This window comes from Streptomyces sp. NPDC001914 (genome assembly GCF_042891215.1).
Classification (GTDB): domain Bacteria; phylum Actinomycetota; class Actinomycetes; order Streptomycetales; family Streptomycetaceae; genus Streptomyces.
In genome coordinates, this window is record NZ_JBIASW010000006.1 from 23,522 (window position 1) to 36,306 (window position 12,785).

Genomic DNA, 12,785 nt, shown 5'->3' on the forward strand with positions numbered 1-12,785 from the left:
TCCCCGCGGATGTCAACACCGTTTTTCCAGTGCAACGACACGTTTGAGTCAGGGATTTGTCAAGCGCGCTTTTCCGGGCGCGTGCGGACACGACGAGAAAGGCTCCACCGGGGGTGGTTCACCCCGGTGGAGCCTTCGGCGGCGGCCGGCGCCGCCTCGTCAGGCGCGGGCGCCGAGCGAGGCGTGCACGTCGTGCTCGTGGTAGTAGGTACGGCCCTTGACGGCGCGGCGGCGCCACCGGGCCTCGCTGGCGTGGCGGTAGACGCTGCCCGGCGCGGTGCCCCACAGCGCGGCGATGTCCCGGGCCGTCATCCAGCGCACGGCCGGCTCGGTGCGCCGCGTGCCCGTCCGGCCGTGCCGCCGCACCCAGTCCTGCCCGCTCCAGCGGTGGGCCGGCTCGGCGTCGCAGCCGACCTCGACGGCCTGGCCGGCGCCGCCGTGGCGGACCGCCGCGGTCAGGGCTCCCCCGCAGTCCGGGACCACGCACTCGCCGACCGGGACCCGGCGCCGCGGCGTCGGGTCGATGACCCGGCCGGCCCGGCGCACACACCGTGCCACCTCGTCGGACAGTTCACCGGCGGCCTCGTGCCCGGCGAGCCAGGCCGAGTGCAGGAGCAGGAAGTCGGTGATCCCGGCCGGGGTGTCGGGCGGGGCGCCGAGGCCGCGCTCCTGGACCACGAGCGCACCCCAGGACCGCAGGGTGCCCACGATCCCCGAACGGGCTTCGGCGGCGGCAGTGTTGAACGGCAGACCGGTTGCGGAACCGCCGCCGGAGGTGCGGTCGCGCGGCCGGTCGGCGCCCGTGAGCAGTTGTCCGCACGCGTCGTGCAGGCGCGGGAGCCGCTCGAGGTCGTGGGTGAGCCGGAGCCGGCAGTCCGGGCAGAGCCGGCTGCCGGAGGCGGCCCGCTGCCGGGCGTGCCCGCCTCTTTCGAGGCGCCGGCACGCGGCGCCGTCGCACTGCCCGGGTTCCGAGGTCGTCGTACGGGTGGTCCCTGTCGTGTCCGTGAATCCGTAAGTCATTTCCCCCACCGCTCAGATGTGGGGCGAATCTATTTCCGCAATTCCCGGAGAGACAAGCGAAGGCCCGCTCCATGTAATTTCTCTGTAGCGGGCCTACGGTTTTCCGTACCGACCTGTCCTGGCAATGTCCTCAGATCGACAGGCGCGCCGCGATGCCGTCGAGGACGGAGTCCAGACCGGCCTCGAACTGCCACTGCTGGTCGTCCTTGCGCCGGGCCTCGGAGATGTAGCGCGCGTACATCGGGAAGCGGCCGGTGCTCATGAGCCAGGCCATCTGCGAGGCCAGTCCCGCGCGGGCCTCCTCCCGGGTGGACCAGCCCCGGACGCGCAGCATCTGCGTCAGCCCGACCTCCGAGTCCACCGCGCCGTGCACATAGGCGGTGAGGGTGCTGTAGACCGCCATGGCGGTGTCCGTGTCGAGCCCGAGGCCGTCGAGCACGGCGAGGACGGCCTCGGGCACGGCCAGTTGGTTGGGGGTCGGCGCGCACCACGTCGCCCGGGTCACCCAGGAGTGCCGCAGCAGGACCTCCCGCGTCCGCAGGGCGACGGACCGCATGGACGCGCGCCAGCCCTCCGTGCCGTCGGGGAGCTCCAGCTCCGCGTACACGAAGTCGACCATCAGCTCGAGGAGTTCGTCCTTGCCGGTGACATAGCGGTACGCGGCCATGGGCGCGACGCCGAGTTCGCCTGCGAGACGGCGCATGGTGACCGCGTCGAGCCCCTCCGCGTCGGCGATGCCGACGGCGGCCCTGGCGATCCGCTGGGGGGTGAGGGTGGTACGCGGGGCGGGCGCCGGCCGTTCGAGGCGCTCCCACACCGAGACGTGGTCCTTGTCCTCGTTCGCTGCCTGTCTCTCCTGGGCGGCCATGACTTCGGTTCCCTTCCGACGAACGCTGCTGTGTACACCGTATCAGGAGTAGACAACGTACACTCGGCTGTGTACGTTGTATCTGAACGATACGCCGTACACAGCAGCGAGGAGTCCTCCCATGACCGACGTGACTGACGACACCCTGAGGACCGCGGTGATCATCGGCAGCACACGGGACGGACGGTTCGGCCCGGTCGTCGCCGACTGGATCGCCGGACACATCGCCCAGCGCGAGGACACGGAGGCCGACCTGATCGACCTTGTCGAGACGCCCGTGCCCACCGTCTTCCCGGCGTTCGGGCAGGCCCCCTCCGACGAGGCCGTGGCCCAGCTGGGCGCGGTGACGCCACGGCTGGCCCGGGCCGACGCCTTCGTGATCGTCACCCCCGAGTACAACCACAGCTTCCCGGCACCGCTGAAGAACGCGGTCGACTGGCACAACGAGCAGTGGCACGCCAAGCCGGTCGGATTCGTCTCCTACGGCGGCCTCTCGGGCGGCCTGCGGGCGGTCGAACAGCTCCGGGTCGTGCTCGCGGAGCTGCACGCGGTCACGATCCGCAACACCGTCAGCTTCCACAACTACGCCGAGGTCTTCGGCTCCGACGGCAGGCCGTCCGACCCCGGGTGCGACGTCGCGGCCAAGGCGATGCTCGATCAGCTCACCTGGTGGGGACAGTCGCTGCGCGCGGCCCGGGACGTCCGCCCGTACACCGTCTGACGTCCCGCCACCTGCGCCCCGGGAGGCAGCGATGAACGACCACCCGACCGACACTTCCGCTCCCGACCGGCCCGGTCTGCCCCGCCTGGGGGTCTTCGGGCTGATGCTCGGCATCCTGCTGGCGACGCTCGACGGACAGATCGTCAGCACCGCGCTCCCCACCATCGTGGGCGACCTCGGCGGCCTCGACCTCTTCGCGTGGTCGGTGACGGCGTATCTGCTCACCATGGCCGCCTCCACGCCCATCTGGGGCAAGCTGGGGGACCTCTACGGCCGCAAGGGCGCCTTCATGAACTCGGTGGCGCTCTTCCTGGCCGGGACGGTGCTGTGCGGCCTGGCGCAGGACATGGGCCAGCTCATCGCCTTCCGCGGTCTCCAGGGCCTCGGCGCGGGCGGTCTGATGGTCGGCGCGCTCTCGATCATCGGCGTGCTGGTGCCCGCGCAGGACCGCGGCCGCATCCAGTCGACGGTGGGCGTCATGATGCCCCTCGCCTTCGTCGGAGGCCCCCTGCTCGGCGGGTTCATCACCGACAGCATGAACTGGCGCTGGGCGTTCTACGTGAACGTGCCCGTCGGCCTCGTCGCGCTGCTGGCGGTGGCCAGGGGCGTACGGCTGCCGGCCGGCCGCGTCCCGGGACGGATCGACTACCTCGGCACGGCCCTGCTGACCACCGGCATCCTGGCCCTCACCCTGCTGGCCGGCTGGGCGGGCACGACGTACGCCTGGACGTCCTGGCAGATCACCGGGCTCGCCGTGGTCGTCGTGCTGAGCCTCGTCTGGTTCGTCCGGGCGGAACTGCGCGCGGCCGATCCGATCACACCGCCCCGGCTCTTCGCCGACCGGGACTTCACCCTCGCCCAGATCCTCAGTTTCCTGGTCGGCGCCGTCCTCTTCTCCGTCGTCAACTACCTTCCGCAGTACATGCAGTTCGTCCAGGGCGCCTCGTCCACGGCGAGCGGCCTGCTCATCCTGCCGCTGATGCTCGGCATGCTGGCGGCCCAGCTGGTCACCGGCCGGCTGATGGACGGCGGCGGTCTCGGCCGCCTCGTGCCGCTCGCGGGCGGCGCCGCCACCTTCGCCGGGACGCTGCTGCTCCTCCTGCTCGGCACGGACACCCCGCTCGTCGCCGCCTCCGCGCTCACCCTGGTCACCGGGCTGGGAGTCGGGGCCCTCCTGCAGAGCACCCTGCTGACCACCATGAGCAGCGCCGCCCCGCGGGACATGGGCGCGGCCACGGGCACCGTCACGCTGGTGCGCACCATCGGCGGCTCCCTCGGGGTCGCCGTGCTCGGCGCCGTGCAGAGCAGCCGCATGAACGAGGTGCTGGCCGACCGGCTCGGCTCCGGCACGCAGGAGCGGCTGACCGCCGGCGGCGGACTGACCCCGGCGCTGCTGAAGGACATGCCGGGCGCGATGCGCGACGCCGTCCGGGACGCCGTCAGCAGCGGTCTGCACGGGGTCGTGACCGGCGCGGCCGTGCTGTCCGCGATCGCGTTCGGCACCGCCTGGTTCGTCCGCGCGGACCCGGCCCCGCAGACCGCCGTGAAACCGACCGCGGGGGCCGGGGCCGGGAAGGGCTCCGGCCGCACCGTTCTCGAGGACTGAGCGCGCCCCCGGGCCGCCCCGTCCCCACACCCACCCGAGCTGCCGGCCGCACGGTCGAATCCCCCGTCGCCGTGCGGTCGGCTCCCCATCGAAAGCGAACGCCCATGCCCACGCATTCCGTCGAACGAGTCAGGGACATCCTGGTCCGCCCCTTCTCCCTGGGAGGTCTCACCCTGCCCAACCGCGTCGTGATGGCCCCGATGACGCGCGAGTTCTCCCCCGGCGGCGTGCCGGGCGAGGACGTGGCGCGCTACTACGCCCGGCGGGCGGCGGCCGGTGTCGGCCTGATCATCACCGAAGGCACCTACGTCGGCCACCCGTCGGCGGGCGGCAGCGCCCGGGTCCCGCACTTCCACGGCACCGAAGCGCTCGCCGGCTGGTCGGCCGTGGCCGAGGCGGTCCACGGGGCGGGCGGCCGGATCATGCCGCAGCTGTGGCACGTCGGCATGGAGCGTGCCGCCGGCAGTCCGCCGGTCCCCGACGCGCCCCGGATCGGCCCCTCGGGCATCGCCCTGGACGGCACGAAGTCGGGCGAGGAGATGACCTTGGCCGACATCGACGACGTCGTCGCCTCCTACGCGACCGCAGCGGCGTCGGCCGAGGAGCTGGGCTTCGACGGCGTCGAGATCCACGGCGGCCACGGCTATCTGATCGACCAGTTCCTGTGGGCCCACACCAACCGGCGCACCGACGAGTACGGCGGCGACATCACCGGCCGCACCCGCTTCGCCGCCCGGATCGTGGCCGCCTGCAGGGCGAACGTCTCCGCCGGCTTCCCGATCTCCTTCCGTTTCTCCCAGTGGAAGCTGAACCACTACGGGGCGCGGGTCGCCGAGACGCCGCAGGAACTGCAGACGATGCTCGGCCTGCTGGCGGACGCGGGCGCCGACGCCTTCCACTGCTCCACCCGGCGCTTCCACCTCCCCGAGTTCGAGGGTTCCGACCTCAATCTGGCGGGCTGGGCCAAGAAGCTCTCCGGCAAACCCGCCGTCAGCGTCGGCTCGGTGGGCCTCAGCAACGAGTTCCTCGAGGTGTTCCAGGGCGAGCAGGCCACGGTCACCGGCATCGGCGAGCTGCTCGACCGCATGGAACGCGAGGAGTTCGACCTCGTGGCGGTCGGCCGGGCCCTGCTCGGAGACCCCGAGTGGCTGGAGAAGATCCTCGCCGGACGCGTCGGCGAACTGACCCCCTTCCACGCGGGCCTCGTCCGCACCCTCGACTGAGCCGTACGCCGCCCGCCCGAAGGTCGTCAGATCCCGGCCGCCGGGTTCGGCAGCGGCACATAGCGTGCGTCGGCGCCGTCCGCCGACGTCCAGCGGAGCAGCAGGTTGGTCTTGCCCGGGAGCGTGGGTGAGGAGAGGAGGGCGGCGATCTCGGGAAGGCCGAGGTCGCCGCCGCAGCGGCGGAGTTCGCGTCGTACCGCCGGCCAGGGATCGGTGCCGGGGAAGCGTTCGGTGAGGAGATCGGCCAGCTCGGCCAGGTGGTTGACGACCAGACAGTAGACGAGCCGTTCCCAGCCGGCCTCGCGGGTCACGCCCGGCAGCAGTTTCACGCCTTCCGCGTCCCGGAACAGGACCTGGACGGGCATGCCGTCGGCGTCCACGGCCACCAGCGTGTTCTGCAGATGGGCCTCGACGACGACGCCGTGGCGGGCGAACGCCTCCAGCACCGGGGGCACGGTGAGGCGGAGGTAGGCGGCCCACCAGTCGGCGGGGTCGGTGAGCCGGTCGAGCGGGCTGCCGTCGAAGCCCTCCACGAGGGCGGCGGCGAGGAGCGGGGTGGCGCCGGGCAGGAGGTGCGGGCGCAGTCCGTCGCGGACCAGGACGGCCAGTTCCTCGAAGGCGAAGTCGGCGGTGCGGTAGCCGCGGTCGCTCAGCCAGGCGGCGGAAGCGTCCTGCGCGGCGAACGCGGCGGCGCAGGCCGCGTCGGTGGCCCGCAGTTTCAGCAGGTCGTGCCTCCACAGCCGGCGGATGTCGTTGGTGATGCGGACGTCGAGGCTGAACTTGAGGAACAGGTCGTCCCCGGGGGCGTAGAGGGTGCGGACGGCGGCCGTCGGCCGGAGCGGGCGGCCGGTCGGCCCGAGGCGCAGGAGACGGCCGTCGTCGAGGGCGTCCTGGATCGCCGGGACGGCCGCGGTCAGCGTCAGCTGCCAGGGGTGGGCGGGCAGCAGCCGGTATCCGGCGGGGGCCCGGCCCAGGGTGTCGAGTGCCCTCGTGTCGCCCTCCTCGACGACCGAGTCCTCCCGCACGGCGAGCAGTTCCAGCGGGAAGCGGGTGTACGCCTCGGGCGCGTACGGCAGCCAGCCCGGGACGGGGCCGCCGCCGCGCGTCTTGGGTGCCGGGTGGTGCGGGTGCCCCATGACCAGTGACTGCTCGGAGCGCAGATAGGGATCCTCCGGGGGGGCCGTGCAGGCGCGGGCGTGCAGGAGGGCCGCGACCACGTCCCGGCTGTCGGTCATCTCCGCGGGCAGGGCGGTGTTGTCCACGCCGGTGACGAGGCGCAGTTCCCCGGCGGCGAGGGCGACCAGGTCCGGGTGGCCGAGGCGCCGCCAGGCCCCGTCGGCGCGCAGTTCGGGTGCGAAGGGGCGTCGCGTGCCCCGTACGCGCAGCTCGCGGCCGCTCGCGCGCAGCCGGTGGACACCCGGCCGCCCCGTGGGCTCCGCCAGTTCGCGAAGGAGACAATTGAGCAACGGCGCGGCGGCGTACGCGTCGGCGACCTCGCCCATGCCACCCGCGGTGAGCTGGGGGAACACGGTCGGCTTGAAGTCCACGCGATCCACCCGGTCCATTCGATTCATGCGGTGCACTGGTGATCAGTATGTCCGCCGCGGCGGACGCCGACGACACAGTCCCCGTACGCAAGGAGCCCGCCTGTGCCCCGTCCCTCCACGCCCGACACCGAGGCCGCGTTCGCCGAGGAGCTGAGCGTCGTACGTCCCGGGCTGTCGGCCCCGTACGCGGAGGCTCTGCCCGGTGCCCGGGCCGCCGTGCTGACCCGGCTGTGGCGTGCCCTGGCCCACGAGCCGCTGCCGTGGATCGCCCGCCGTGACAGGGACGGTGAGGGCCTGACCCTGTCCCTGACGGACGGCCGCCGGCTGCGCGGACCCCTCTCCGACCCGTACGCCACCGCCGCCCGCGTGAGCGAAGTGCGGCTCGACGGGCAGGCGTACGACCGTCCGGACGCGCTCGTCGGCGCCCTGGACGTGCCGCACGGTGGGGCCTTCTCGGCCGAACTCGGCGACAGCGTGGCCTCCTTGGCCCTGTCGCGGGCCGGCCGGGAGCCGGCCGGGGCGCCGGGGCCGTCCGAGGAGAGCTGGGCGTGGGAGCAGCGGATCGTCGACGGGCATCCGTATCACCCCAACTGCCGTACGCGGCCGGGGTTCTCGGTGGCCGAGCAGCTGGCGTACGGGCCCGAGCACCGGACGACGGTGCGGCTGGGGCTGGTTGCCGTGGAGGACGCCCTCGTCACGGGCGAGTGGCCGAAGTGGCTTCGCGACGGGGAGCGCGTGCTGATCCCGGTGCACCCCTGGCAGGTCGCCCATGTGCTGGACGCACCGGTCCAGGAGGGCTTCGCCGGGCGCCCGTTGATGTCCCTGCGCACGCTCGCCGTACCGGACGGGCCGCATGTGAAGACGGCGCTGAGCGCCCGGCTGACCTCGTCGGTGCGGGACATCTCGGTGTACTCGGTGCGGACGGCGGACACCGTCTCGGCGTTCATGGAGGAGATGACGGCCCGCCTCGGCGCGCCGCTGCACATCACCCGCACCCTCGGAGCGGCCACCGCCGGCTCCCCCGAACTCGCCGCGGTGGTGCGGGAGTCGCCGGATCAGTACGCGGGCGAGGGCGAGCGGTGCGTCCCGGTGGCCGCGCTTCCACTGACCCGGCTGCCCGAGAAGCCGTCCTGGCTGGCCGACTTCACCCGTCTCGTCCTCACGGTGGGACTGCGGCTGCTGGAACTCGGAGTGGCCCTGGAGGCGCACGGCCAGAACCTGCTGGTGATCCTCGACCCCGCGGGCTCCCCCGTGCGGCTCGTGTACCGCGACCTGGCCGACATCCGGGTGAGCCCGGCCCGGCTGGGCCGGCACGGCATCCCGGTCCCGCCGCTGTCCGGGCGCCTCGTGACCGACGACGAGAGCGCCCTGCGCCGCAAGCTCTTCGGGTCCCTCGTCGGGGGCGCGCTGGGCGCGACGGCGGGTTCGACGGCCGCGCTGCGCACGGCGCTCGAAAGCGTGGCGGCGGATCTCCCGCGCACCGCGGACCTCCCGGCGCTCCTCGGCGAGCCGCTCCCCGCCAAGGCGCTGACACTGATGCGGCTCTCCCCCGAGACCCCCGGTGACCTGTGGACACGGCTCCCCAACCCGCTCCGCGGGCCCGCCTCGTCCTGACGCGGGACACCTCTCGTTTTTACGAGCGGCACCTTTGATCAATAGGATCCGCCGATGATCACAAGACAACGGCTGGCGGCGGGCGTCTGCGCCCTGCTCGCCTTCCTGGCCGCCGGGATCGCCTACCCGGCCGGGGCGGTCGCCGACGAGACGACGGCGACCGCGCCCAAGGTCGAACTCCTGCTGGACGTCAGCGGTTCGATGCGGGCCCGGGACATCGACGGCGAGTCGCGGATGTCCGCGGCGAAGCAGGCGTTCAACGAAGTGCTCGACGCGACGCCGGAGGAGGTACAGCTCGGCATCCGCACCCTCGGCGCCAACTACCCCGGCGACGACCGCAAGACCGGCTGCAAGGACACCGCGCAGCTCTACCCGGTCGGGACCCTGGACCGCACCGAGGCCAAGACCGCGGTCGCGACCCTCAGTCCGACCGGCTGGACCCCGATAGGCCCGGCCCTGCTCAAGGCGGCCGACGACCTCCAGGGCGGTGAGGGCACCCGTCGCATCGTGCTGATCAGCGACGGTGAGGACACCTGCCAGCCGCTCGACCCGTGCCAGGTGGCCCGCGAGATCGCGGCCAAGGGCATCGACCTGACCATCGACACCCTGGGCCTGGTCCCCAACCTCAAGGTGAGCAGGCAGCTGAGCTGCATCGCCGAGGCCACCGGAGGCACGTACACCTCGGTGGAGCACAAGGAGCAGCTCAGCGACCGCGTCAACCAGTTGGTGGACCGCGCCGCCGATCCGGTGGTGAAGCCGGTGGCCGTGAAGGGTGCCGACTCGTGCACCGCGGCGCCCGCCGTCAAGTCGGGCATCTACACCGACCGCGAGGAGTTCGCCCAGCACCGCTGGTACCGCGTGGAGGTCGCGCCCGGCAAGGAGCTGCGCGCCTCGGTGAGCATCGCGGCCGACCGCCGGGTCAACCCCGACTACGGGGTGCTGCTGCGTGCCGTCACCGTGCACGGCCGGGAGATCGTGCGAGGCGAGTCGGCCGGGAACGGCCGCACGGACGTCGTCTCGACCGGTCTGCGCTATCCCAAGGCGGAGAGCGACGACGAGAACGCGCCCGCCGAGGTCGTGTGTCTTCAGATCTCCAACTCCTTCTCGGCCGCCGCCGGTGTGAAGACCACCCCGGGCCTGCCGCTGGAACTCACGGTCGACGTCGTCGACGGCCCGGACCAGGCGAGCGACGTGGCCTCCTTCGGCCTCGGCCGCGGCTGGTGGCTGCTCGGCGCCCTCGTGCTCACCGGCTTCCTCGCCGGTCTGTTGTGGGGCTGGATCTCCCGCTGGCGGTTCTCGGTCTGGAGGACCAACTGATGCGTATCCGACGTGTACTGAGCACCACCGCCCTCCTCGCGGGGATCGCCGCGGCGCCCGTGCTGCTCGGCGCGGCCACCCCGGCGCTCGCCGACTCCTCACCGTCCGCGAGCCCTTCGGGCGACGATGCCGCGCCCACCGAGGCCGGTACGTCCTTCCGCACGGCGACCGAGGTCGAGCAGGGCCGGCAGGCCACCGCCGGCGCCTCCACGGGCGACTACCTGTACTGGCAGTTCCCCGCGGACGCCGGGCAGCGGCCCACCGTGAAGGCGACGGTGAAGCTGCCCGAGGCGTCCAGGCGCGGCGCCTCGGAGACCTGGCAGATCGACGTGTACGACGGTCTGCGGCGCCGTCAGGCCTGCCAGTACGGGGCGCAGACGCGGACGGCGGGGGCGGACGCCGGCTCCGTCGAGCTGTCCTGCACCCTGCGCACCGTGCGCGCCTGGTCGGAGACCTGGGCCAACGACCCGCTGCCGGGCACCTATTACGTCCGGCTCACCGCCACGGGACTCGGCACCGCCGATCTGGGTCTGCCGATGAACGCGGAACTCCGGGTGGACTCCAAGGACATCGGGGGTTCCGCGGCGGTCGACGGCTCGCTGTCCAAGCCGTTGGTCCCGGGTATCGCCGTGACGTCGGAGCAGTCCGACGACGGCTCGGACGAGGGTTCGGACTCGAAGACGGCGACGCTGTCCTCGCTGCGGCCCGACACCTCCGGCTGGTGGTCGGACCGCTGGGTGTGGACCGGCATCGGCGGGGTCCTCGCGGCCCTCGCCGGCATCTGGGGATACTCGCTGACGCGGGGCAGGGGACGCCCGTCCCGGATTCCGCCGGGCGCCTGATCCCGAGGCCGTGAACCGGGGCCCGCGCCGCTCTCCGTCAGGGAGCGGCGCGGGCCCCTTCGCCGTGGTGCACCCCGGGACGCGTCACGCCTCGCGGAGGGCCTTGGCGAGGGGACCGTCGCCCGTCACGGTGACGCTCCGCTCGCGCAGCGCGTCGAGCAGCGTCAAGGTCCCGCGGCTCATGGCCTCGCCGGCGCGCGCGTCCGGCGTCAGGCGGGCGTCCGGCTCGCGCGGGGCGGGCCCGTCGCCGTAGAGCGGCCCCTCCACGGAGCCGAGCCACACATGGAACAGGCCCTCCTCCAGGCGGACTTCGACCAGTCCCTCGCCCGCCCCGGCGGCGCCCAGACCGCGCAGCAGCGGCAGCGCGAACCAGTGGGCCCGTACGGCGTCGGTCGGCAGGCGCTCACCCAGGGCCGGTCCGCCCCACTCCCCGAGTGCCTGCAGGACGGGCAGCAACTCCCTTCCACGGGAAGTGAGTTCGTACACGTGAGCCGCGCCCGGGGGCGGCAGGCGGCGCCTGGTGGTCAGTCCGTCGCGTTCCATGTCCTTGAGCCGGGAGGCGAGGACGTCGGTGCTGACTCCCGGCAGATCCGCGTGCAGATCGGTGTACCGGCGCGGTCCGCCGAGCAGTTCGCGGACGATCAGGAGGGTCCACCGGTCCCCGACGGCGTCGAGGGCACGGGCGGCGGAACAGTACTGGTCGTAGCTTCGGCGCGGTGACATGCGACGCAGTCTAGCTATTCTGTTGGACTTTCCAAGCTGCTACTTGGTAAAACCAAGCAACACCACAACCGGAGGGCGCAGCGCATGGAGTTCCGGCAGTCGAGCAAGCTCAGCGAGGTCTGTTACGAGATCCGCGGCCCGGTGATCGAGCAGGCCGACGCACTGGAGGCGGCGGGCCACAGCGTACTGCGGCTGAACACCGGCAACCCCGCCCTCTTCGGCTTCGAGGCGCCGGAGGAGATCCTCCAGGACATGATCCGGATGCTGCCCCGGGCGCACGGCTACACCGACTCGCGCGGCGTCCTGTCCGCCCGGCGGGCCGTCGCCCAGCGCTACCAGGACCGCGGGCTCGACGTCGGCGTGGACGACGTCTTCCTCGGCAACGGCGTCTCGGAGCTGGTCTCCATGGCCGTACAGGCGCTGGTCGAGGACGGCGACGAAGTCCTCATCCCCGCGCCGGACTTCCCGCTCTGGACGGCGGTCACCACCCTCGCCGGAGGCAAGGCGGTGCACTACCTCTGCGACGAACAGTCCGACTGGTACCCGGACCTGGACGACATGGCGGCGAAGATCACCGACCGGACCCGCGCGGTCGTCATCATCAACCCCAACAACCCGACGGGCGCGGTCTATCCGAAGGAGATCGTCGAGGGCATCCTCGATCTCGCCCGCCGGCACGGCCTCATGGTGTTCGCCGACGAGATCTACGACCAGATCCTCTACGACGACGCCGTGCACCACTCGGCCGCCGCCCTCGCCCCCGACCTGGTGGTCCTCACCTTCTGCGGGCTGTCCAAGACCTACCGCGTCGCCGGTTTCCGGTCCGGCTGGCTGGTCGTCACGGGCCCCCGGCAGCACGCGCGCAACTACCTGGAGGGGCTGACGATGCTGGCCTCGATGCGGCTGTGCGCCAACGCCCCCGCGCAGTACGCCATCCAGGCCGCGCTCGGCGGACGTCAGTCGATCCACGAACTGACCGGTCCCGGCGGGCGGCTCCGGGAGCAGCGCGACCGGGCCTGGGAGAAGCTCAACGAGATCCCCGGCATCTCCTGCGTCAAGCCCAAGGGCGCGTTGTACGCGTTCCCGCGCATCGACCCCGCCGTGCATCCGATCCACGACGACGAGCGGTTCGTCCTGGACCTGCTGCTGCGCGAGAAGATCCAGGTCGTCCAGGGGACCGGCTTCAACTGGCCGCGCCCCGACCACTTCCGCATCCTCACCCTCCCGCACGCCGACGACCTCGACGCGGCGATCAGCCGGATCGGACGGTTCCTGAGCGGCTACCGGCAGGAGAAGGGCTGAGA

Annotated in this window: 11 protein-coding genes; 7 read left to right on the plus strand and 4 right to left on the minus strand. The window is 72.6% G+C overall.

The window, feature by feature from the left end:
- Positions 1-159 precede the first annotated feature (159 nt).
- Both ACFYYF_RS18405 and ACFYYF_RS18410 read right to left on the minus strand, forming a co-directional pair.
- Positions 160-1,020, minus strand: a complete 861-nt coding sequence (locus ACFYYF_RS18405; RefSeq protein ID WP_388776845.1) for a hypothetical protein — start codon at positions 1,018-1,020, stop codon at positions 160-162.
- Between the two features lie 130 nt (positions 1,021-1,150).
- Complete coding sequence (locus tag ACFYYF_RS18410) at positions 1,151-1,888, minus strand: TetR/AcrR family transcriptional regulator (protein ID WP_388776847.1); 738 nt, start codon at positions 1,886-1,888, stop codon at positions 1,151-1,153.
- 121 nt (positions 1,889-2,009) lie between these two features.
- On the opposite strand from ACFYYF_RS18410, the gene ACFYYF_RS18415 reads away from it, so the two are divergent.
- From ACFYYF_RS18415 to ACFYYF_RS18425, 3 genes are all read left to right on the plus strand, one after another.
- On the plus strand, positions 2,010-2,609 hold the full coding sequence (locus tag ACFYYF_RS18415; protein ID WP_388776850.1) for an NADPH-dependent FMN reductase: 600 nt from the start codon (positions 2,010-2,012) through the stop codon (positions 2,607-2,609).
- A gap of 31 nt (positions 2,610-2,640) precedes the next feature.
- Positions 2,641-4,215, plus strand: a complete 1,575-nt coding sequence (locus tag ACFYYF_RS18420; RefSeq protein WP_388776852.1) for an MDR family MFS transporter — start codon at positions 2,641-2,643, stop codon at positions 4,213-4,215.
- A gap of 104 nt (positions 4,216-4,319) precedes the next feature.
- Positions 4,320-5,438, plus strand: a complete 1,119-nt coding sequence (locus ACFYYF_RS18425) for an NADH:flavin oxidoreductase (RefSeq protein WP_388776854.1) — start codon at positions 4,320-4,322, stop codon at positions 5,436-5,438.
- Between the two features lie 26 nt (positions 5,439-5,464).
- Here the strand turns inward: ACFYYF_RS18425 and ACFYYF_RS18430 are convergent, their stop codons facing one another.
- Positions 5,465-7,003 carry an IucA/IucC family protein gene (locus ACFYYF_RS18430; protein WP_388777567.1) on the minus strand — a complete coding sequence of 513 codons (1,539 nt, stop codon included), beginning with the start codon at positions 7,001-7,003 and terminating at the stop codon, positions 5,465-5,467.
- Between the two features lie 84 nt (positions 7,004-7,087).
- Here ACFYYF_RS18430 and ACFYYF_RS18435 point away from each other — a divergent pair, with 84 nt between their 5' ends.
- Genes ACFYYF_RS18435 through ACFYYF_RS18445 form a run of 3 tightly spaced genes read left to right on the plus strand, consistent with a single transcriptional unit; the run spans position 7,088 to position 10,758 of the window.
- Positions 7,088-8,599, plus strand: a complete 1,512-nt coding sequence (locus tag ACFYYF_RS18435) for an IucA/IucC family protein (RefSeq protein WP_388776857.1) — start codon at positions 7,088-7,090, stop codon at positions 8,597-8,599.
- 54 nt (positions 8,600-8,653) lie between these two features.
- The gene (locus ACFYYF_RS18440) at positions 8,654-9,916 is read left to right on the plus strand and encodes a VWA domain-containing protein (RefSeq protein WP_361693947.1); all 1,263 of its coding nucleotides are present in this window, start codon (positions 8,654-8,656) and stop codon (positions 9,914-9,916) included.
- Complete coding sequence (locus ACFYYF_RS18445; protein WP_388776860.1) at positions 9,916-10,758, plus strand: hypothetical protein; 843 nt, start codon at positions 9,916-9,918, stop codon at positions 10,756-10,758. Before ACFYYF_RS18440 ends, ACFYYF_RS18445 begins: the two co-directional genes overlap by 1 nt.
- Before the next feature lie 84 nt (positions 10,759-10,842).
- On the opposite strand, the gene ACFYYF_RS18450 is transcribed toward ACFYYF_RS18445, so the two are convergent.
- On the minus strand, positions 10,843-11,481 hold the full coding sequence (locus tag ACFYYF_RS18450; protein WP_388776862.1) for a winged helix-turn-helix transcriptional regulator: 639 nt from the start codon (positions 11,479-11,481) through the stop codon (positions 10,843-10,845).
- Positions 11,482-11,565: 84 nt separating this feature from the next.
- Here ACFYYF_RS18450 and ACFYYF_RS18455 point away from each other — a divergent pair, with 84 nt between their 5' ends.
- Positions 11,566-12,783 carry a pyridoxal phosphate-dependent aminotransferase gene (locus ACFYYF_RS18455; RefSeq protein ID WP_388776865.1) on the plus strand — a complete coding sequence of 406 codons (1,218 nt, stop codon included), beginning with the start codon at positions 11,566-11,568 and terminating at the stop codon, positions 12,781-12,783.
- Positions 12,784-12,785 lie beyond the last annotated feature (2 nt).